The 21,709-nt window shown below is 58.2% G+C and carries 13 protein-coding genes and 2 pseudogenes; 8 read left to right on the forward strand and 7 right to left on the reverse strand.

Going from position 1 to position 21,709, the window contains the following annotated elements; translation table 11 throughout:
* Nucleotides 1-23: 23 nt before the first annotated feature.
* The 4 genes and pseudogenes from ACYZTL_RS03055 to sohB form a co-directional block, all read right to left on the reverse strand.
* Entirely contained in the window at nt 24-3,917 is a 3,894-nt protein-coding gene (locus ACYZTL_RS03055; protein WP_461950526.1) for a leucine-rich repeat domain-containing protein, read from the reverse strand.
* Entirely contained in the window at nt 3,910-7,698 is a 3,789-nt protein-coding gene (locus tag ACYZTL_RS03060; protein WP_461954243.1) for an NEL-type E3 ubiquitin ligase domain-containing protein, read from the reverse strand. The genes ACYZTL_RS03055 and ACYZTL_RS03060 overlap by 8 nt, the downstream gene beginning before the upstream one ends.
* Before the next feature lie 153 nt (nt 7,699-7,851).
* Nucleotides 7,852-8,796 (reverse strand): annotated as a pseudogene (locus tag ACYZTL_RS03065) (dermonecrotic toxin domain-containing protein); the annotation flags it as partial.
* Nucleotides 8,797-8,993: 197 nt separating this feature from the next.
* Complete coding sequence (gene sohB / locus ACYZTL_RS03070) at nt 8,994-10,016, reverse strand: protease SohB (protein WP_461950527.1); 1,023 nt, start codon at nt 10,014-10,016, stop codon at nt 8,994-8,996.
* 202 nt (nt 10,017-10,218) lie between these two features.
* Between sohB and ACYZTL_RS03075 the strand changes: the two genes are divergently transcribed.
* The 6 genes from ACYZTL_RS03075 to ACYZTL_RS03100 all read left to right on the forward strand — a co-directional run bounded on the left by ACYZTL_RS03075 (nt 10,219) and on the right by ACYZTL_RS03100 (nt 17,563).
* Complete coding sequence (locus tag ACYZTL_RS03075; protein WP_461950528.1) at nt 10,219-10,929, forward strand: histidine phosphatase family protein; 711 nt, start codon at nt 10,219-10,221, stop codon at nt 10,927-10,929.
* 64 nt (nt 10,930-10,993) lie between these two features.
* Entirely contained in the window at nt 10,994-11,308 is a 315-nt protein-coding gene (locus tag ACYZTL_RS03080) for an SCP2 sterol-binding domain-containing protein (RefSeq protein WP_223545087.1), read from the forward strand.
* Nucleotides 11,309-11,616: 308 nt separating this feature from the next.
* Entirely contained in the window at nt 11,617-13,464 is a 1,848-nt protein-coding gene (locus tag ACYZTL_RS03085; protein WP_461954244.1) for an amidohydrolase, read from the forward strand.
* 895 nt (nt 13,465-14,359) lie between these two features.
* Complete coding sequence (locus tag ACYZTL_RS03090) at nt 14,360-15,223, forward strand: LysR family transcriptional regulator (RefSeq protein ID WP_461950529.1); 864 nt, start codon at nt 14,360-14,362, stop codon at nt 15,221-15,223.
* A 106-nt stretch (nt 15,224-15,329) separates the two neighbouring features.
* Nucleotides 15,330-16,475, forward strand: a complete 1,146-nt coding sequence (locus tag ACYZTL_RS03095) for an SRPBCC family protein (protein ID WP_461950530.1) — start codon at nt 15,330-15,332, stop codon at nt 16,473-16,475.
* Nucleotides 16,472-17,563, forward strand: coding sequence for an SMP-30/gluconolactonase/LRE family protein (locus ACYZTL_RS03100; protein ID WP_461950531.1), 1,092 nt, complete (start codon nt 16,472-16,474; stop codon nt 17,561-17,563). The genes ACYZTL_RS03095 and ACYZTL_RS03100 overlap by 4 nt, the downstream gene beginning before the upstream one ends.
* Before the next feature lie 122 nt (nt 17,564-17,685).
* Here ACYZTL_RS03100 and ACYZTL_RS03105 read toward each other — a convergent pair whose 3' ends face one another.
* The gene (locus ACYZTL_RS03105) at nt 17,686-17,928 is read right to left on the reverse strand and encodes a hypothetical protein (protein ID WP_461950532.1); all 243 of its coding nucleotides are present in this window, start codon (nt 17,926-17,928) and stop codon (nt 17,686-17,688) included.
* A 109-nt stretch (nt 17,929-18,037) separates the two neighbouring features.
* A complete protein-coding gene (locus ACYZTL_RS03110; RefSeq protein WP_214382902.1) occupies nt 18,038-18,277 on the reverse strand; it encodes a DUF465 domain-containing protein in 240 nt (79 codons plus the stop codon).
* Nucleotides 18,278-18,494: 217 nt separating this feature from the next.
* Here ACYZTL_RS03110 and ACYZTL_RS03115 point away from each other — a divergent pair, with 217 nt between their 5' ends.
* Both ACYZTL_RS03115 and ACYZTL_RS03120 read left to right on the forward strand, forming a co-directional pair.
* On the forward strand, nt 18,495-19,016 hold the full coding sequence (locus tag ACYZTL_RS03115; RefSeq protein ID WP_461950533.1) for a DUF4142 domain-containing protein: 522 nt from the start codon (nt 18,495-18,497) through the stop codon (nt 19,014-19,016).
* 250 nt (nt 19,017-19,266) lie between these two features.
* Nucleotides 19,267-19,509: pseudogene (locus tag ACYZTL_RS03120) on the forward strand (response regulator); the annotation flags it as partial.
* A gap of 43 nt (nt 19,510-19,552) precedes the next feature.
* Here the strand turns inward: ACYZTL_RS03120 and ACYZTL_RS03125 are convergent.
* Nucleotides 19,553-21,664 carry a hybrid sensor histidine kinase/response regulator gene (locus tag ACYZTL_RS03125; RefSeq protein WP_461950534.1) on the reverse strand — a complete coding sequence of 704 codons (2,112 nt, stop codon included), beginning with the start codon at nt 21,662-21,664 and terminating at the stop codon, nt 19,553-19,555.
* Between the last annotated feature and the right edge of the window lie 45 nt (nt 21,665-21,709).

A 21,709-nucleotide genomic window follows, 5' to 3' on the forward strand; every position in this document is an offset into this window, starting at 1 on the left:
GGTTCAAGGCTCATGGGTTGTTGCTAGGGTTGCCCTACGGCCGGAAATGGCCGCCCCAACGCCACCCAGTGGGCATAAAGTCGCGCCCGGTCCTCTAATGTTGTGAACGCCGCAAACGGGTTGTCGAAGGCGCCCGCTGGCAACGGCACATTCACGGTCAAGCGCCCCCACAATTCTTCCGAAGCGTCTGCTTCAGTCAGCAATCGCCATACCCGTGCCTGAAGATCCAGATAATTGACCTGGAAATCCGCGGTGAGCGTCAGGGTACTGATGGTCCCTAGAAATCGTCCGCCGCGCTGTCTGAGTGCCAATCGTTGCCAAATCGCTAATCGGGTATTCGCTTGCCCATCCGCAATGCCGTTCAACCAGGCCCCAGGGTTCCCATAATTGGCGTCCGGCACGCTCAGCCACAGGTTAATGCCCGTTTGCTCCCGATGCGTCACCAACCTCTGCAAGGTATCTTCGTCGGTGATCGGGTTGTTCCACAGCAGTACTCGATCCCGGGCGATAGCCTGATTCAGTACAGCCGGCGGTACGCGGCTAATCCGGTTATTCCTCAAATCCAGCAGCGTCAAATACGGTTGATCCATGATCCCGACCGGGCAGATCGTGATCCCTGTGTTGTTCAAATTCAAAGATCGCAGCTGGTTCATGCTCATTACCAAGGGCGGATCGCCCAATGGGTTATCGCTCATGTCCAAGTGTTGAAGATTGGTCAGTTCATTCAACTTCCCGGCATTGAGCTCACTCAATTTCAGTTGGGTGTTACGCAAGTTCAATGAAGTGAGACGCTTCAACATCGGAATCGTGGATGGCAATTCGCCGTCCTGTAGCACATTCGCAATGTGGAACTGCAAGTCGACATCTTCAAGATCCAGCATCTGCACATTGGGGAAGCCATCAAGAAATTCATCCAGACTGGAAATGACGTTCATTTGAAAGTTGTGCATATTCAGACCGACGACATCATTCAGTCGAACGTTGAGCGCGGGTAATCGATGGAAAGTTTCATTATCCATGTCCATCGTAAAACCAACGGAATGGTTGCCAGAGTAATGGCTATTTTGCTGCGGTGGACGCTTGCGCCAGATGGAAATGAGTTCGTCAGCCAGTTCAATTCTGAGCTGCCTCTCAAGCGTCATCGCATCATGAATCAGTCCTGCATTATGGGCTGCCAATTGCGCAGGATTCATACCCGCAGCAGCGGGATCGCCGATGTTCAGGAGAGGTACACCCATATCGTCAATGTCTTGCGCCACCAGATTAATCCAGTCGTTCATATCAACGCACAACTGTTCAAGTTGATCTTTTAACCGATCAATATGGGCCATGTAATTGATACCCACTCGCTCCAACTCCACATCGGCTTCAGCATTAGTGAACTCTGGATAGACTTCCCTGAGCAGTAGCCTCTTCACTGGCTGCGTGAGCGCTTCGGCTTGAGTTGTTCCCGGGTTGCTGCCGCCTTTGAGTCCCTGCGGCTCAAAGGGGAGTCTTGAGTTCATTCTGTCCAACCCGGTAACCAGCTCGGAACGAGACAGCGCGTGATTACTGACTTTCAGCTTCAGCTCAGAGCCGGGATCCGCGGACAGCAGTTGCAAGGCCGAGCGTTCATCCTTGGACAGGACATCGGCGACCGCCGTGTAAAAATTCGTCGCTGCGGTAGCAGAAGCTGACTGATACCGCTCCTGGACCTTGATCAGGCGCAGGCAATCAGGTGAATCGAGTGGACCGGCACGATCCAGCACTCGACCGCCTAGCGAACCGTCGAGCACTTCGACTCGAAGCCCTTTGGGCCATCCAGGCAGATTTGCAAGAGAGTGCAACGCCAGCGTATCCGATTCAGCGCTGGATACTGAACGAAGATAGAGACCTTCATAAGCACGACTCAGACGCACATGCTGCTGGTATTGGCGTGCCTTGCTGTCCAGCTTTTTGAACAATTCCCTGGCCAGGTCAGGGTCGGGGGTCGTCTTGAAGTCGACGCCATAGCGATCCAGCATTTGCTCCACGGCCGATTTGGGCAGATCGGGATAGGTCCGTTGAAAGAGCTGGACCCATTCGTGCTCCGACTGCTGAAGTGCCTGATACCGACGGTTGAATTCAGCAGCCGCAGTCGATGGGTCGCCCAGCGCTGCGACTTCCTGATCAATCCGGAAACGGTCCACTGTGTCGGCCAGTAAAGGCGTGGGTGCGCGCCCCGTCTGCATCAGCCGAAGCATGTCGTTATCGACGGCGCTGACCTTGCCGATTTGTGCCAGCACTTCATCCGTGAAAGTACCGGCCGGGGCACCGACTCCCCGTAGAAGCTCCACCCGCGTCGGCAGCGGCAATTCCGGTTGCAGGGGCGCAGGGGGTGCAACGGGTTCCTTTATCGGTTGGCTTGATCCGCCGCTTTCGTGATCCAGATCGGTCAGCTCAGCCAACTCCGCCCCGTCCTTGCCAAGCGAACCAACGGCAGATACCAGCGGCAGTGCGTTTAGCAAACCGAAGACGATTCGGGTCACACCCTGCGAGCGTTTACTGGCGGTCTCACCGTTAACAGTCTGATCCAGGCCATACCCGGTATCGATCAGCCCGGCAAGGACCAACAACCCCTCTCCTCCAGGCACGAACAGCGCCAACGGGCCGAACTGATTAACCCACTGGACAATGGGCTCGACGATGGCGCTTAAATTGGCGCGATTGACATCAGCATCGTCGCGGATGATTTGATTACTGGCGATGGCCGCCTGCTTCATGGTCAGAACCAGTTGCGCAAACGGATCAGTCTTCGAGGAAGCAATGTCGACGTCGATGTAGTCGGCCGGGTCCCAATAACCATCGTTGTTGAAAAAGCCCGATTCTTTGGTCAGGTGATACTGGCGCGGATAAATCGCCATGCCATCGAGCGCTGTGAGCACGCCGGCGTGAAACGTGCCGTCTTCGCGATCATCCTCGGCGAAGTGCGCAGCCAGTGCCCGCTTCGTTACCGCAGCCTTGCCCTGCTCGACTATCCATTGGCGAAGCTCGCCCCCGTCGGCGAACTCGTGCAGCGGTGAGGAGTTGCCGGGAATGTACAGCAGCACTCGGCCACTGGATCGGTCGCGGTAACACCAGATATCCCTCGCCGTGTATCGATAGAGCTTTAAACGGCCCCTCTCGACGCTGGCAGACAGCCGAGTCGACGCTTGCAGTTGTCCAATAGTCAGCGCTTCCCAGGTTTGATCGGGCGGCAGCCCTGCCGCGCGCATGGCCAGCTCCAGGCCTTTTTTGGACAAGCTGTTTTCATGATGTTGCAGCCACGCGGTCATGACAAAAGCGGCCTTGACCGAGGTTCTCAATGCGTAAGGTCTGGACGCAATCAGCACCTCGTCCGACGGCCAGGCTTTGTCCAGATAGTTTTCATACAAATACTTCAAATCCAGCTCCCAGACCCATTTCTTGAAATCGGCTGGACGCAGCTTGATTTGTGTATCGGGTCCATAGGCTTGCGGGGTTGTCTGTCGATAAATGCCTTCGTAAGTACGGTGATTGCCACTGCCGTGATCAGCGAATTCGTCGACGTTTTCGACGAGACGAACAGTTGGCCCGACATCTGGCGGCGTATATAAACCAAAAGCTGTTTCACCAAAGCGCCCGTCGCCAACGGTCTGGTAGTTGGAAAGCAGCGTCTGCACCAGCGTGCGCGAACTTCCCACTTGCCCTTGGTGAATGCCGTTCTGTTCTTCATGGCCCCTGTAGTCGTAATCGAGGGTCACCAGCAAGGCGGTCTGCGGATCGATTTCCGCACCCCACTTTTGCTTGATCAGTTGTCCGCCAAACTGGCCCGGGGTTTGCGGAAGCGCGGTATCGACGACAGAGCTCAGCTCATCACGCATTCGCGGTGTCGGGGGTAAACCAGGCGCGGCACGTTTAATAGGCTGTTGATTAATCATTGTCCACTCCCTGGCTGTTACTTGAACGAACGGACGTGTCGGGCGTTGCCAAGCCTGGATGTCTTGCCAAGGCCTCATCGGTCAGACGCTTGATGAGTTCTCGGTTCTCATTTTTATCGTTTTCAATGATCGCCTTCAGGCGCTGGGTAGCGGTTGCACGGGGCAGGTCGACCTGTGCCTCCAGTTTTACCAAGGCTATCGTCGTGCGTTCGGAAATGGCACTGAACTGGTGCTGATAAGTCGCCTGCAGGTATTCGTACCAAAACCCTTGAGTGTGCGACCCCAAGACTGCCGTTGGCGTTTCGGCCTTGACGATCTCCTGGTAGGCGTGTTCGAGCTGTTCAGTGGAAACCTCGACATCCAACCGAACGTTTATTTCTCTTGGCTGAGCGGGCAGATCCAGTCGCTGCGCCAGCCCGACGCGGTAGGCCAGGCTGAGTTCGTGCGCCTGCCCACGATTGACCGATCCGGAGAGAATGCGCTCAGCGACGTCCATCAGGGCTTGCCGTTCGACCTCCTGCAAGCGAAACAGTCCCCTCATCAAATGAACCAGCTCCCCTTCGAGGGAACGGATGCCGGTGCGAGCCGCCGCCATGGCTCGAAAACACAACACCCGGACCTCCAGATTGCTGAACAGCCGGGCCGGATCGTCGGCACTGACCCGACCGAGCCGACTGATTCGAAACAATGAACGGCGCAATGTGTCGTCTTCACCCGCCGCCTCCAGCACCTCCCCTACCCGTCGAGACAAGTCACCCGGTAGCCGGGCGAAATCGGCGGTATTGAGCAGTTGTCCCAGCAGGTAGAAGAAATCTCCAGAATTCGGGTAAGCCGACAGCGAAAGCCAGAGCGCCTGGCGTTGGGTGATCTGTGCTTTGGACAGGCCTGTCATCCAGCTGGAGCCGCGAGGATCCGGAATCACTCGTCTTGCGGCCGGGCGGTAGTCGGCGGTAATCACGCCCAGATTGATGCCATGGGACTGTTGGTAGGAAGCGATCGCTTGCAGGCTGGACGATGACAGTGGATTGCCGTCGACGCTGGTGCCGAAGTTCAATGGAGATCGAGCCTCAAACACCGCCTTCGGAATCTGCACGATGGCGTTATCGCGCAAATCCATAGTCTGCAGATCGGGCAGTCCAGTCACCCCTTCCGGCCATTCGACTATCCCCGTTCCGCGCAACGCAAGATGCCGCAGTTCTCTAAGCGAAGTGACTGTTGGCACTCGGCCAAGGGCCGGGTTAAAGCTCAGGTTGAGGGAATGCAGATGCGTGTTGCTGCCGAGCGATGTGATCGATTCGGGCGTTAGATAGATCTGGTTATCGCTCAAATCCAGGCGAGTCAGATTGGGCATGTCTGCCACCGCCTGAGGGATGCGTGTCAACTCGTTACCCGTCAGGCTCAACGCATGCAGATGGGTAAAATTACGCAGGAACGCATTCAACCCCGCGCTGCCCCCCACCTTGTTCATCTCCAGCGTGTCGATGTGACTGAAGCCGCCGACAATCACCGGCATGTCCCCCAAGGGCTGCGCATCGAACGCCAAATGGTAGGTCCCTTGCGCCCCCTCAAGGGTTAAGTCGGTTTCCTTGCGCCAGGCGCGCAGAATGGCCTGCGCCGCTCGTGACTTGCTGTGGCCGGGAACCTTGAGTCTGGGGCCATCGCCCACTTGGTAATGGCTGTCGCGATGCACCCAGTGCTCCAGCGTATTGCGAATGCTTTGATATTCCAGCCTTAAGCTTTCAAGTGCTCTCAACGCCAGCACTTCATCCGTGCCTATCGTCACCAGGAAGCGCTCGATCTGCGCGGGCGAATGCGTCGGGTAGAGTTCTCGTGCCCGCTGCAGCAGTGCGGGTGATCGTGGCGCAGTGGTTTTCGGATCGGGCAAGGCCAGCGAGATTGAACGCTCTATCGGCCAATCCGCCAATCCCATGGGAGAGCGATAACACGCGCGTAGAGGCACGATGCCAATCTTCTTGGCGATGGCGTCACGTCGCTGCAGGGCCAGTGCCGTGATTTTTTGCCGCAACCCGGCACCGGCATCGTCCGCTTCCACGCCGAGGCTTTTGCGACTCTGTACGGGCAGGCTTTCCCAGAGTGTCTGAAAAAAATGTTGGCGTGTGCGCCCCGGATGGCTGAACAGAACCTTGCCCTGGGCATCAGTTGCCTCATAACGGTCGGGGTGGGCATCGATGAACACTTCATGCACCGCATCGTTCGGGCCAATACTGGGTTTCTCGTCCGAATGCACCGCCCATTCCATAATCTGGACCGACACATCCTTCGGCCAGCCTGGCAAGTGTTCGAGGGCGTCCAGCACCAGCAGGTGTGCTCCCTGATCGTTGGTAGCGTCCAGGTACAACCCCTCGTAAGCCCGGTTCAAGCGCAACACCTGCACATACCGCCGCGCTTCTTCGGCCAGGCGTAAGGGCACTCGCCCCGCTTCCAACTCCTGCCACTCACCGAGATCGGCATATTCAACTAATTCGTCGGCGACGCTGGCCGGCAGCTCGGTAAAAGCTTCGCGGATGGGTGCTGCCTTTTCCGTTTTGAGGGTGTCGGCACGGCGAAAGAGCCGATCGAAAAGGGGCAGTCGGAAGCGCTCCACGTGCTCGGCGATCAAGCCGGTCAGCAACGTGGTTTGTGCGGGTTGGCCAGCGGTCGCCGAACCCAGCAGAAGCGAGCGTTCCTGAGCATTCAGGGCCGCCAACAGTGGTGGGTGGAACTGTCCCTTGCGCAGCAGATCCTGACTGATTTTTATCGTCCGGGTGGCCGTCCCCGAACCGTAGCGTGTGACCTCATCGCCCACAATGTTGGTAATGCTCACAGCCGCGTCCCCTGGCCATTTACCGAGGGAGGTCAGTAAATACAACTGCAAGTCGGCATCGGCATACGGCGCGGAGGCCGGCGTGCGCATCTGCTCGATGAAGTGTCCGGTATCGCCGTCCGCACGAAAGCGTCGCGCCGTATCGATCAGGGTCGCCATCGGTTTGCGCCGATCAACGTATAGCTGACGCAATGGTTTTTCGTCGACGCCAATGGCAGCAAGGATCTGCAAGGCCTGGGCGTCCGACACATCCGCCTTGCGATAACCCATACGCCTGAACAAGGTCAAAAGATTCCAGTCCTGGGGCAGTTCCGAGGCATGCCGCCAGGCGCCCGCGCCGTTGGTTTCAAGCACCGGTGAATAGCGTCCGAACGATTCCGGAGACTGAATTTCCCACAAGCCCGTGTCGTGAACCGGGCGCACGGCATAGCCATCCGTGCCAATCGGCAGATAACGATGCCCATGCCTCAAGACCAACCCTTGCTCATCGGGCCGGAATTCAGATCGTATTGGCAGTGGTCGTCGATAAGCGCTCAGATCGGGCTTCCATAACCGCACAGAACCGCTAGAAACAGGCACCGCCCTCAATCCCTGTACAAAACTTGAAGTTCTGACGGCTTTGTAGGCCTTACCGGCTGCCGAGGTACCGGCGCTCAATGCCGTCATCAAAATCAGATTCTCGAGGGTATCGAAAAAATAGTCGGTCGCTTGTTCCTGTTCGCCCTTGGCCCAACTGTCAATGCCTTCGTAAATCCCCTGTAGTAACTGGAAACCTGCCACGGCAAACATGACTTCGCCAAGGACGGGCACAAACGAGGCGAAAAACAGCGCTATGTTAATGCCGATATCCTCATAGGCTTCCAGCCTGGCCAAACGGGTTTTCTCATCCTCGTCATCGGTAGGCACCACCAGCAACCGCGAATCAGCAAGGACTTGCGCCGCACGCTGACGATACATCGCCAGAAATAAATCAGCTTTCACCTCATCTTGCAGATCAAAACCGGAGACATTGGCGTAGACGCTCGTCGAGGGAAACGGCGTTTTTGGTGGATTCAGAATCTTCTTGTCCACCCCCTTGAAAAAAATGTCACGATCTTCCAGCGCGATGAAACGCAGGAAAAAGTTGCGAAATTCCGGGGTTTTCAGGCGATTGATCAACTCCACCTCGCAGCGGGTGAACGACACGTACTCCTTCAAGGGGTGCACCGGATCATCCGGCATGTAAACCACGCAACGGTAATCATCGTCTGCAGGGTCACTGACAGGCCCTATGAACATCGGGCCATTCAACTTGACGCCGAAGATTTCCAGACGTTAAAAACTCAGCGTGTTTTTACCCAGAGTGATCGACGGACTGACATCCGTTACCGACTTCAGCATCTGATAAACATCAGCGCTGATATGCTTTTTCATTAAAGCGATATGCCTGGCGACTTCAAACTGATCTTTCGCGCACGCCACATACTTGTCGCGCAAAGCACCCGCTTGCGTTCCATCACCGAACAGCGCTTTAACATGATCCTGATACTGCTTACCCAAATCCAGCGTGCGACAAAGCTGGGCAAATTCATGCGGATGAATTGAAATAACTTTGTTAGGTCGGCCGGTAATATGCTCCGGCACATAAATCAATGAACTGTCGTGATAGTTGCCTGCCTGAGTTTCGGAATCTTCGAAGTTCTCACAGGCGGCCCTCAACAGGTCCCGGCCAATGGGCAAAACCAGTTTCTTTCGCAAGCCAAGCAAGCTTGAAGTCGAGCGGACATGCTGAAAAACCACACCCTCCACATCGAAGGGTTCGCCCAGTTTGTCCGTCATGGCCTTGGCCAATAACGGTGCGCAAAATGATTCCGGAGATTTAAACGCCTGCAAATCGTCAAGCGCCGCACGGCGCGTTTGATAACTGGCTTTCAGACTTTTATACAGTTCGCTCCGTAAATCGGCTGAGGATTCCAGCAGCCAGGAAGGCGTCTGCTTCTTAATCAAGTCAAAATAAACGCCTTGTTGAGCAGGCGTTATGGCAGGCAGTGTTGTATTGCTCGTTTTTACATCCATGTTGAACGACCTTGAAACTGATAGGAACAGTCAGCTTAAGATCGAACTTCTCTTGAAAAAAGCGCAAATACCCAATGGGAATGCGCTTTAAAACACCAACATTACGAGCCTTTAAAATAGATATGTACCACCGCTGATTCGACTCAGCGTGTAATAGGGTCTTGTGCTGATCCCGGCAACAAGACCCTTGGTGCGGCTTACCAGAAACGCTGCTGCGTCAATCGGCTCCACCAGGTCAGTAACACGCGATCGACCGAGCCGCTGGCCGCCATGCCGATGCGCTCCTGCAGGCTTTTGCGTTCGGCGTAGTGCAAGTGGTAAAGCTCCGACTTCTTGGCCCGTTCGGCGAGGTATTCGTCGCTGGTCTTGAGTTCGTCCACCAATTGCTTGTCCAGCGCGGCAACGCCGAGCCAGATTTCGCCGGTCGCCACTTCGTCGATGGCCAGTTGCGGGCGATAGCGGGAAACGAAGTTCTTGAACAGCTGATGGGTGACGTCCAGGTCTTCCTGAAATTTCTCGCGGCCCTTTTCGGTGTTTTCGCCAAACACGGTCAGGGTGCGTTTGTATTCGCCGGCGGTGAGGACTTCAAAGTCGATGTCGTGCTTTCTCAGCAGGCGATTGACGTTTGGCAACTGCGCCACCACGCCGATCGAGCCGAGGATGGCGAACGGCGCGCTGATGATCTTCTCGCCGATGCACGCCATCATGTAGCCGCCACTGGCCGCGACCTTGTCGATGCACACCGTCAGTGGCACGCCAGCGTCACGGATGCGCGCCAGTTGCGAAGACGCCAGGCCGTAGCTGTGAACCATGCCGCCACCGCTCTCCAGACGCAGCACCACTTCATCCTTTGGCGTGGCCAGGGTCAGCAGCGCGGTGATTTCGTGGCGCAGGCTTTCAGTGGCCGAGGCCTTGATGTCGCCATCGAAATCCAGCACGAACACCCGGGATTTGGCCTCGGGTTTTTTCTTCTGCTTTTTCTCGGTTTTAGCTTCGACCTTGCGCAAGGCCTTGAGCTGGTCCTTGTCGAGCAAGGTCTGCTCCAGGCGTTCACGCAGCCCTTTGTAGAAATCATTGAGTTTGCTGACTTGCAGCTGACCGGCCGACTTGCGCCGACCTTTGCTGCGCAACGACGCGAAACTGGCCATGACCACCAGAATGGCGATCACCAGCGTCACGGTTTTAGCCAGGAAACTGGCGTACTCGGACAAAAACTCCACAGTGGCTCCTTCAGTACAATGCGCTGCATAAACGCGCGCGGGATAACATCAGCATACCCATGCGCCGGCCCGGCGGCCAGCCGTGAAACCTCTGGCAACAGGCTGTAACGGGCATTTCAAACAAGCGTATGTTTTTTCATTGACAGCTCACCGTCATCCTCATAACCTCGCCAAACCTTCAACGTACCGGGATGACGCGGACGTGGGCAGTATCTATTTGATTCGACATGGCCAGGCCTCCTTCGGTGCAGACGACTATGACGTCCTGTCACCGACCGGTATTCGCCAGGCAGAAGTCCTCGGCCAGCACCTCGCCGGGCTGGGCATCCGCTTTGATCGCTGCCTCTCGGGCGATCTGCGCCGCCAGCAACATACCGCCAGCAGTGCGCTGGAACAGTTCGCCGCTGCGGGGCTGCCGGTGCCGATTGTGGAAACCGATTCCGCCTTCAATGAATTCGATGCCGATGCGGTGATCCGTGCGCTGCTGCCGGCCATGCTCGACGACGAGCCCGAAGCGCTGGAGATCCTGCGCAATGCCGCGCAAAACCGTGCCGAGTTCCAGCGTATTTTCGCCCTGATCATCGAGCGCTGGCTGGCCGGTACGTATGACACCCCGGGCCTTGAAAGCTGGCTGGGTTTTGTCGAACGGGTGCAGGCCGGTCTGCACCGAATCCTCGAAAGCGCCGACAACACCCAGAAAATCGCCGTGTTCACCTCCGGCGGCACCATCACTGCCCTGCTCCACCTGATTACGCAAATGCCTGCTCGCCAGGCGTTTGAACTTAACTGGCAAATCGTCAACACCTCGCTCAACCAACTGAAGTTTCGTGGTCGCGAGGTGGCACTGGCTTCTTTCAACAATCATGCGCATCTGCAACTGTTGAAAGCACCGGAACTCATCACGTTTCGCTGAGTCCGGACTATTGTGACCCTGGCTGTAATCACCCAGCTCTAATTACCCAAGAAAGGATCGAACCATGACCTCCGTAGCTGATGCCGTACAAGCAATGAAAGCCAAGTTCAACCCAGCCGCTGCTGCCGGTCTGGACCTGGTTTTCGGTTTCCGCATCGACGACACCAAGAACTTCTCGCTGATTGTCAAAGACAGCACCTGCGAACTGCAGGAAGGTGAGAACCCGGACGCCCAGGTCACTCTGGTGATGGACGGCGAAACCCTGGAAGGCATCGTTGACGGTTCGACCGACGGCATGCAGGCGTTCATGGGCGGCAAACTGCGCGCTGAAGGCGACATGATGCTGGCGATGAAACTGTCCGAGCTGTTCCCGGCATAAGATGGCGGCTCCCGTTCTCGGGAGCCTCTCTGGCTGCATACGAATCCCGCCCCTTGTGGCGGGATTCGTCGTTTTTCACCTTTGGAAAACCGCCCCCTGCGGATTTGCGGTCTATATTCCTTCTGGCCGCATGCGTCAGACATCGGCTGTTCTGTCCCCCTTTTTTTCTATGAAAGAACCGAGCGGAGAACACTGCCATGAGCCCGCCTGACGACCACGACGGTTTCAACCGCCGACATGTACTGCAAGGCCTTTCGGCAGGTGCCGTCGGTGCCTGGATCAGCCCTCTATTCGCAGGGAGTAAAACCATGCCAGAGACTCCGGCCGACCTCATTCTTTACAACGGACGCCTGCACACCGTCGATCGCAAGAAACCCCAGGCCAGTGCCGTCGCGATCAAGGACGGACGCTTCGTGGTGGTCGGCAGCGACGCTCAAGCCATGGCGTTACAAGGCCCCGGCACGCAAATTATTGACCTGCACGGACGCACGGTGATTCCCGGCCTCAACGACTCGCACTTGCACCTGATCCGTGGCGGTTTGAATTACAACCTGGAACTGCGTTGGGAAGGCGTGCCGTCGCTGGTCGATGCCCTGCGCATGCTCAAGGATCAGGCCGACCGCACACCCACGCCGCAATGGGTACGGGTCGTCGGTGGCTGGAACGAATTCCAGTTCGCCGAAAAACGCCTGCCAACCATTGATGAACTGAATACAGCGGCACCGGACACGCCGGTGTTCGTGCTGCACCTCTACGACCGCGCCCTGCTCAACCGCGCCGCATTGAAAGTGGTCGGCTACACCCGCGACACGCCGAACCCGCCCGGCGGTGAAATCCAGCGCGACGCCAATGGCGACCCGACCGGCATGCTGATCGCCCGCCCCAACGCGATGATTCTCTACTCGACCCTGGCCAAGGGACCGAAACTGCCACTGGAATACCAGGTCAATTCGACCCGGCAATTCATGCGCGAACTCAATCGCCTTGGTGTCACCAGCGCCATCGACGCCGGCGGTGGTTATCAGAATTATCCGGACGACTATCAAGTCATTCAGCAACTGGCCAAGGACCAACAGCTCACAGTGCGCATCGCCTACAACCTGTTCACCCAGAAACCCAAGGAAGAGCTGACCGACTTCAAAAACTGGACCAGCACCTCCCATTACGGCCAGGGCGACGACTTTCTGCGACACAACGGCGCCGGAGAAATGCTGGTGTTTTCGGCAGCGGATTTCGAAGACTTTCTCGAGCCGCGTCCGGACCTGCCGCTAACCATGGAACAGGAACTGGAGCCGGTGGTTCGCCACCTCGTCGAGCAACGCTGGCCATTCCGCCTGCACGCCACCTACAACGAATCCATCAGTCGCATGCTCGATGTGTTCGAGAAGGTCAATCGCGACATTCCGTTCGACGGCTTGCCATGGTTTTTCGATCACGCCGAAACCATCACCCCGCAAAACATCGAGCGGGTCAAAGCCTTGGGCGGCGGGATCGCGATCCAGGATCGCATGGCGTTTCAGGGCGAGTACTTTGTCGACCGCTACGGCGCCAAGGCCGCCGAGCACACGCCACCGATCGCACGGATGCTCGCCGAAGGCGTTCCCGTTGGCGCCGGCACCGATGCCACGCGGGTGTCGAGCTACAACCCCTGGACGTCGATGTATTGGCTGATCAGCGGGCGCACCGTTGGTGGTCTGGCGCTGTACCCGCAAGGCTTGAGCCGTGACACCGCACTGGAGCTGTTCACCCACGGCAGTGCCTGGTTTTCTTCCGAGCAAGGCAAGAAAGGCCAGATCAAGGTCGGGCAACTGGCGGATTTGATTGCACTGTCGGCGGACTATTTCCATATCGAGGATGAGGCGGTGAAATGGATCGAGTCGGTGCTGACGATTGTCGATGGCAAGATCGTCTATGGCAGCGTCGAGTTCGAGAAACTTGGTCCGCCCCCCGTGCCGGTGGTGCCGGAATGGTCACCGGTGGTGAACGTGCCCGGCCATTGGAAACCGTTGGCGCCGATGACGGCGCAGGCTCATCAATGCGTCGGGGCTTGCGCGGTGCATGCTCACAGCCATGATCGGGCGCGATTGTCCTCGGCACCGGTCAGTGACTTTCAGGGATTCTGGGGAGCGTTTGGCTGTTCGTGTTTTACGTTTTGAATTGAACCGTTGAGAGCGCTGCCTGTGTTAACCAAGGGGAATGCCTCGCCGGACTCTGCTGCCGTGCATTTCGGTCATGAGGCAGATGGCTGACCTGACCTTGCGGATGTACCCGAAACCCTGTGGGAGCTGGCTTGCCTGCGATGGCTGTGTGTCAGGCGACGAGTTTTTTTATGGTGTACATATCCGTTGCTGCGGTAACGGCCGCTTATGGTTCCGCTTTTACAGCGGGTCACTTGGAAAAGCGCCAAGTAACCAAGCGCCAGCGCCCCTGACGTACGGTGCCTCGCCTAGGCTCGGCATGCCCTCGCTCCGGGGCAGATCAAGATCAAGATCAAAAACCAAAGCCAGAGCCAGAGCCAGAGCCAGAACCAGAGCCACTGAAAACTGTAGGAGCGAGCTTACTCGCGAAAATCGTCTGGGCACTGCGTGCATTCAGACAGCACGCGTTATCGTTCACGTCCATCGCAGGCAAGCCAGCTCCTACAGGGGAACGCGTACACCTGAAATCAGGTCGGCTGGCAGGCCGCCTCGCGGTGCTGTTGCGGTGCCCGCCCCCTCGAGAGGCCTAGCGCAGGTTCTGCGCAGTGGGCAACCCGGCATGGATGCCGGGTTAGCCGCGCACGGCCATGGATGGCCGATCGCGGCGGGCCCACGGAGCAGGACCGGAGCGAGGGCATGCCGAGCACTAGCGAGGCACCGAACGAAAGGGGCAAAAGCCCTTGGTTACTTGGGGCTCTTCCAAGTGACTCGCCGTCAGGGCGAAACCGCCAGCAGCCGTTACCGCGGAAACGGATATGTACCCATTCAACAAAAGAAATACCGCGCAACCGCCACACAAACGAGCCCCGCAGTATCCGCTTACAATGCCCACACCCCCCAAACCGGCCTCCCCATGGACATCGACCTCGCCCGTACCTTTCTGGAAATCGTCCGCCACGGCAGCCTCGCCGCCGCAGCGGAAAAACTCCACGTCACCCAGACCGCGATCACTGCGCGTGTACAGAAACTCGAAAACCAGCTGGGCAGCACGCTATTCGTGCGTAACCGCGCCGGTGCTCGTTTGACCCCGAACGGCGAAGCCTTTGTGGTCTACGCCAATCAACTGGTCGAAACCTGGGAAGCCGCACGCCGGGACTTGCCGTTGCCTGAGGGCTACCACGACGTACTGCACATCGGCGGCGAAGTCAGTCTGTGCAACCCGTTGATGCTCAGTTGGGCCGGTGAACTGCGGGAGAAGATTCCCGGCCACGCGCTGCGCATGGAGATCCGCGACGGCGAAAACCTGCTGCGCCAACTGGAACTGGGAGTGCTGGACGCGGCGCTGGTCTATCAGCCCGAATATTGGCCACGCCTGCAAGTCGAGCAGGTGCTGGAAGAAAAACTGATTCTGGTGCGCCTGGCCAGAAAGCCTGATCCCTACGTGTACATCGACTGGGGCCAGGACTTTCGCCGTCAGCACGATGCCGCGTTACCGGAGAAAGCCAAAGCGGCGCTGAGCTTCAACCTCGGCCCCCTGGCCTTGCAGTACATTCTGGAAAACGGCGGCAGTGGCTACTTTCGTACCCGGGTGGTGCAAAGCTACCTGGAAAGCGGTGTATTGGAACAAGTGCCGAAAGCCCCGGAATTCAACTACCCGACCTATCTGGTTTACTCCCGCGACCGTGACTCGGCGACCCTGCAACACGCCTTCGACCTGCTGCGCGAAGTCATCCAGTCCGACGATGACTGGTCGCAACGCTGGAACCCGCTGACCTGAGTCCGGTTTACACCGGAACATGGCGTTTGTGTCTTCTGGCTTCGGCCCTCCGGAAACGGCGGGATCGTCTAATCTGCTGGGACAACAATAACCACAGGTGAACGCAGTGAGGCAGACCACCGAGGCTTTTCGCACCCGCTATCGCGCTGACATTCATCCACGCTACAACCCCTGGCTGCACGGCGGCTTTGTGCTGCTGTTCGGTTTGCTGGCCATTGGGGCATTCTGGAGCACCGGGCATCAAGTGCTGCCGCTGGAATGGCTGGCAGTGCCGCTGACGTTGTTGTTCTTCAACTTCGGCGTGTACACGGTGCATCGCCACTTGGGTCATCACAAAAAAAGCTTTGCGCGGATGTTCTATGCCCGCCATGCCGGTGACCATCACAGCTTCTTCGCCCCCGGCCACATGACTTACGACAGCGCCCGCGACTGGCGGGTGATCCTGTTTCCGGCCTGGCTAATCGTGGTGCATACGCTCGTCATCACCCTGCCCGTCTGGTGGTTGCTCGCGCAGTTCGATGCCAACGTCGCCGGTCTGGTCGGCGGCTGCCTGGTCCTCGGTTACCTGACCTATGAAGTGTTCCATGCCTGCGAGCACTTGCCGCCCTCGAACCCGGTGACGCGCTGGCCGTGGATCCGTCAGATGCGCCGTCTGCATGAACTGCATCACCGCCGGGAGTTGATGCAGGAACGCAATTTCAACATCGTTTTCCCACTGACGGACTACCTGTTCGGCACCCTTTACTGGGAGCCCGAACCGACCTACCTGCACCCGACGAGAACGCCCATGACCCGCATGCAGCACCAGATCAACATTGCCGGCAACCCGATTGACGTGCTCGCCTACGCCAGCACCGTGACCCGCTGGCCGGAGTGGCACCCTTCGTCGCTCAAGGTCGAGGGCCATGGCGGTCCGCTACATGCCGGGATGCGCTTCGAAGAAGACATCCGGGCCGGCGGGCGCGAGGGACATTTGAGCTGGGCGGTCAACGAGTATTTACCGGGTCGTCGCTGGAGGGCTCACGCTCAGGGCGATCATGGCCTGTCGTTGGTGGTGACTTACGAATGCGAGGCCGAGGGCGACGGCACGCGGTTTGTCCGCACCCTGGAGTACCGGTTCAGCGGCCTGGGGATGCGCATCGCCAACCGTCTATTGCTGAAGCGGCGTATCAATCATGAATCAGCCGCGTCGATGCTGGCCTTGCGCGAAATGGCCCACAAGCACCTGGCACCAGCAGGAGTCACCGTGTGAGTCGAACCGTCAAGTTCCGCCATGTCGTGTTGCTGGTGGTCGTGGCCATTGCGGCCTTTCTGCTGCTGATGCCGACCAAGGTGCAACCGGTGGCCTGGACGCCGCCACCGGCGCCTTCACTCACCAGTGGGCCGTACGCCGACAATCAGCGCCTCAAAGGTATGGAGCGTGTGGGCGCCGACGATATCGACGGGCCGGAAGCGTTGCTGCTGGAGGACAATGTCCTCATCACCGGCCTGCACGACGGCCGGCTGATTCGCACCAGCCTCGACGGCAAGGTCACCAAAGTGCTGGCCGACACCGGCGGCCGGCCGCTGGGCCTGGCGCGTCATCCCAATGGTTTGCTGGTGATCGCTGACGGGGTCAAGGGCTTGCTGTCGCTGGACGCTCAAGGCCGGTTGATCGCGTTGACCACGGCGGCGAATGGCGTGGACTTTGGTTTCACCGACGACGTGGCCATCGACAAGTCCGGGCATTACGCCTATTTCAGTGATGCTTCCAGCCGCTTCGGATACGGCCACGATGGCGAGGCGATCATGGAGCACGGCGGCGATGGTCGCTTGCTGCGCTATGACTTCCAGACCGGTAAAACGGCGGTCCTGCTGGATAAACTGGAGTTTGCCAACGGCGTGACCCTGGGACCGGACGATGCTTTTGTGCTGGTCAACGAAACCGGTGCCTATCGCATCAGTCGTTACTGGCTCAGCGGGCCGAAAGCAGGTACTCACGATCTGTTTATCGACAACTTGCCGGGACTGCCGGACAACCTCGCGTTCAATGGCCGGGACCGTTTCTGGGTGGCGCTGTATGCCCCGCGCAACGCACTGCTCGATGCCACGGCAGCGCATCCCTTCGTGCGCAAGATGATCGTGCGGGCGATGACCATTCTGCCCAAACCGCTGGAGAAACGCGGGTTTGCGTTAGGGCTGGATGTCGAGGGCAAGGTGATTGCCAATCTGCAGGACGGCAGCAGCGACAATTACTCGCCGATCACTACGGTGCGTGAGTATGGGGAGTGGTTGTATTTCGGGTCGTTGAAGGCCAAACACATGGTGCGGTTGCCGCTAAGCACAGCCCTACAGAAGTAACGCCAATCAAAATGTGGGAGCGAGCCTGCTCGCGAAAGCGTTGTGTCAATCAACATCAATGTTTGATGGATAACCGCTTTCGCGAGCAGGCTCGCTCCCACAGGGGATTGTGTGTGACTGGCTTACCGAGGATCCATCTCGCCATCGCGCACCGCGTTATCGGTTTCTTCACGAACGCGCTCCGGGTCAAGGTCGGTGCCGTCGTCCTGGTCCATGGGGATGGCACCTTCGTTGTTCGGCAGTTCGTCGATACCCGGCTCATCTTCAGGGTTGACGGTGGTGCGCCCCGGGCTCAATGGCTCGGGATGTGTGGGGATGGGGTCGTAGCCACCCTGCTCTTCGCTGGGGAATTTCGGATCAGTCATGGGGCACCTCGTATGGAGTCGTTCAGTCGGACTCTGATCATTCGAGGTGCCGGGATTTATCGCCGTTCCAATTTTTCAGTCACCGGTCGTCGGTGGCTGGGGCGACATGTCAGGACGACTGGAGTTGTTGGACGATCTTGTCCTTGACCTGCAAGCGCTTCTCCTTGAGCTTCTTCAGTGCGTCATCACTGGGCGCATCCGATTGGGCGGTTTCAGCCTTTACCACCTCGGCGTCCGCCTGCGAATACTTGTTGATCAGTGAATCCAGTAACGGATCCTTGGTGCGTTTTTGCTGGATATCTTCCTTTGAAAGTTTCAAGTCCTGATAAAGGTCGTGTGGCACCGGCATGGAACACCTCCGTTTGTTGATCGGTGGCAAACGCGATCGATTGCGTTCACCAACTATCAGAATGGCCTCGGTGTGCCGGTTCTGTCGACCGCCTATCAGACCAGCGGTGTCCGTTCGTCGTCCTGTCGCAAACCCGATAAAACCTTTGCCCGTCCGTCGGCCTCCACAGGTTAACGATCACCTGATCGCCCATGAAAACCTGTGTGGAGAATGACCAATGGACGGATTGACCCTGCGCCACCTCGCTTTGGCCGTAGCCTTGAGCACCAGCATGGGCGCGGCTTTCGCGGCCACTTCCAATGACTTCGTCGACAACGCGGCCGCCGGCGGCATCGCGGAAATTGAAACCAGCAAACTGGCACTGGAAAAAAGCGCCTCGGCTGACATCAAGACGTTTGCCAACATGATGATCGCCGATCACTCCAAGGCGAATAAAGAACTGGCGGCCATCGCGAAGAAAAATGATATCGAAGTGCCAGATGAGACGACGCTGGTGAAGCAGGCCAAGGAAAAGATCCTCGACATGCGTGACGAATCGTTCGACGCCGCCTACGCCAACAATCAGGTGAAGGCGCACGAAGAAACCATCGAGCTGTTCAAGAAAGAAGCCAACACCGTGACCGACGACAAAGTCAAAGGCGCTACCGAACTCAAAGGTTTCGCACAGAAAATGTTGCCGGGTCTGGAAAAGCACCTGGATATGGCGAAAAAACTGCAAGCCGCCCATCCGAGCAAGTAACCCGCGCCAAAACAAAAAGACCGCCTCCATGGATGCGGTCTTTTTGTTTGCGCTTGTAAATAACCGCCTTGGACAGGCTGCCTATTATGTAGGAGCTGCCGCAGGCTGCGATCTTTTGATCTTGATTGTGGCTTACATTCCGGAATCAAGATCAAAAGATCGCAGCCTGCGGCAGCTCCTACGGAGTCGGTGTGCGCGGATGAAAATATCCGGCGGGAGAAAACAACTATTTCATACGAGAAATGTCACTCAAAACGACCCTTCCATCAATCTGATGCTGACGGACGTGGGCCTGCCGCGCATGAACGGCCGGGAACTGGCGGACGTCGCCCGTGGCTGGCGCGAAGGGTTGCCGATCCTGTTCATGACCGGCTACGCGGAAAACGCCCTCAACCGCCAGGTGTTCCTTGGCGATGGCATGGACATGCTGATCAAACCGTTCCAGATCAGCGAGCAGCTGGACAAGGTCCGCCGCACCCTCGACTGCGCCTGATAAACCGATTCGCGAGCAAGCCCGCTCCCACACTTGATCGGTTTCAGCCGTTGAGCACGGTGCGGACCATCCGGGTGAGCGACTCGGGGCTATAGGGTTTGCTCAGCAAAAAGGTGTCGGGGCTGAGTTGGTGATTGCGCGAAATAATGTCACGGGTGTGGCCGGACGTGAACAGCACCGCCACCGGTGGCGTCTGCACTTTGGCCCAGGCCGCCAGGTCCGAACTTTTGATCAGCCCGGGCATGACCACGTCGGTGAAAATCAGCTCCACCGCCACGCCGTCCAGCAACATCTGCATGGCGGCATCGCCGTTGGAGGCGGTCAGGACCTGATAGCCCTCCTCGCTCAACAATTCCACCGCAGAAACGCGCACCGCTTCATTGTCCTCGACCACCAGAATGGTTTCATGGCCGCCGCGTTGCTGCGCGTCATGGGTCGCTGTTTCACTGAGCAACGGGCGCAGGCTCCGCGGAAAATACAGCTGCACCCGAGTGCCCTGCCCTTCGACGCTGGCCATCTCGATGTGCCCGCCACTCTGTTTGACGAAACCGAACACCATGCTCAGCCCCAACCCCGTGCCCTGGCCATCGGCCTTGGTGGTGAAAAACGGTTCGAACGCTTGCGCGAGCACCTGCGGCGACATGCCGGTGCCGGTATCGGCCACGGCGACGCGGACATAATCGCCAGCCGAAATACCCTTGCCCGTGCAGAATTTTCGGTCGAGTACGACGTTCTCGGCGCTCAGTTCGATGACCCCTTCACCCTGCATGGCGTCACGGGCATTGATCGCCAGATTGAGAATGGCGTTTTCCAGTTGATTGCGATCGACGTTGATGCGCCAGGACGCTTGAGGCAACCGCACATCAATCTGGATAGTTTCTCCCAGTGCCCGTTGCAACAGTTCGCCGAGGCCTTCGAAGATTTTCCGTGGGTCACAGACCGCTGGCGACAGCGGCTGACGGCGGGCGAATGCGAGCAATTGCGAAGACAGCTTTGCGCCACGCTCCACCGCCGCAATCGATGCGGTGACCCGGCGCTGCACGTTGGCATTGTCTGGCTCATGCCGCGCCAGCAAGTGCAGGTTGCCGGCGATCACCTGCAACAGGTTATTGAAGTCATGGGCCACGCCACCCGTGAGTCCGCCGATGGCTTCGAGTTTCTGTGACTGGCGCAGTTGTTCTTCCGCCGCCAGCCGCGCATCGACTTCATCGGCGACGCGCTGCTCCAGATTTCGGGTGAACTTGAGCAGGGATTCTTCGGCGGTCTTGCGCTCATGGATGTCGATCAACACCCCGGGAAAGCGAAATGGCTGGCCTTGCTCATCGAACTCGCAGCAACCGCTGGCCTGCACCCACAGGTAGCTGCCGTCAGGGCGCAGAATCCGGTATTCGGCGTTGAAGGGCTCGCCGGTGGTGACGGATTGATTGACCTGCTCGTTGACCCAACTGCGGTCGTCGGGGTGAATCCGCGCTTCAGCGAGGTCCGTCGGCAAATCGCCGAGGTTATGCCCGGCCGGATAGGAAAAGGTCCGGGCAAAACGTTCATCGCCGGTGAGCAGATTGCCCTTGATGTCCCAGACGAACGAGCCGAGCAAGGCACCGGCATTCAACGCCAGACGCACCCGCTCATTGTCGGCGCGGTAGGCATCTTCGGCTTCCTGGCGACGGCGCTCGGAAATCACATGGTCAGTGGTTTCGACCACCATGGCCATGACCCCGGCCGGCGCGCCTTTGTCATTGGCTACCGGGCTGTAATAGAGGTCCAGCCAGACGTCTTCGGGGACGCCGTCCCTCAACAGCACCAGCTCTTTGTTGCGATAGGACAAGGTGCCGCCGGCCAGGCAGGTATCGACCACATGCCGGTTGAACTCGGCGACTTCCGGCCAGCCCAGCTCCACTGGGGAGCCGAGCAGGTAAGGATGCCGGCCACCGGCGAACAACGAGTACGCATCGTTATAGATCATGTAGCCGGGGCGGCCCCACAGCATCACCATCGGCAGTGGCGAGGCGAGCAACAGCTGCACCTCGCTGCACAGGCTGGCGGGCCAGGTGTCGATGCTCCCCAGTTCGGTCCGGCTCCAGTCGAACGCGCGGATGCGCCCGGCCATTTCGCCGTGCCAACCGGCACACCCGTGGCTATCGTCTAGAAACTGCATCGACTGGCTCTGTGTCCTGTGATTGGCACCCGATTGTTTCGAGCA

The organism is Pseudomonas sp. LB3P81 (assembly GCF_054897965.1).

Coding starts and splice junctions, on each gene's coding strand:
- ACYZTL_RS03055 (WP_461950526.1), bottom strand. CDS start 3,917: ATGATTAATCAACAGCCTATTAAACGTGCCGCGCCTGGTTTACCCCCG.
- ACYZTL_RS03060 (WP_461954243.1), bottom strand. CDS start 7,698: ATGTATCGTCAGCGTGCGGCGCAAGTCCTTGCTGATTCGCGGTTGCTG.
- ACYZTL_RS03080 (WP_223545087.1), top strand. CDS start 10,994: ATGACCTCCGTAGCTGATGCCGTACAAGCAATGAAAGCCAAGTTCAAC.
- ACYZTL_RS03085 (WP_461954244.1), top strand. CDS start 11,617: ATGCCAGAGACTCCGGCCGACCTCATTCTTTACAACGGACGCCTGCAC.
- ACYZTL_RS03090 (WP_461950529.1), top strand. CDS start 14,360: ATGGACATCGACCTCGCCCGTACCTTTCTGGAAATCGTCCGCCACGGC.
- ACYZTL_RS03105 (WP_461950532.1), bottom strand. CDS start 17,928: ATGACTGATCCGAAATTCCCCAGCGAAGAGCAGGGTGGCTACGACCCC.
- ACYZTL_RS03110 (WP_214382902.1), bottom strand. CDS start 18,277: ATGCCGGTGCCACACGACCTTTATCAGGACTTGAAACTTTCAAAGGAA.
- ACYZTL_RS03115 (WP_461950533.1), top strand. CDS start 18,495: ATGGACGGATTGACCCTGCGCCACCTCGCTTTGGCCGTAGCCTTGAGC.
- ACYZTL_RS03125 (WP_461950534.1), bottom strand. CDS start 21,664: ATGCAGTTTCTAGACGATAGCCACGGGTGTGCCGGTTGGCACGGCGAA.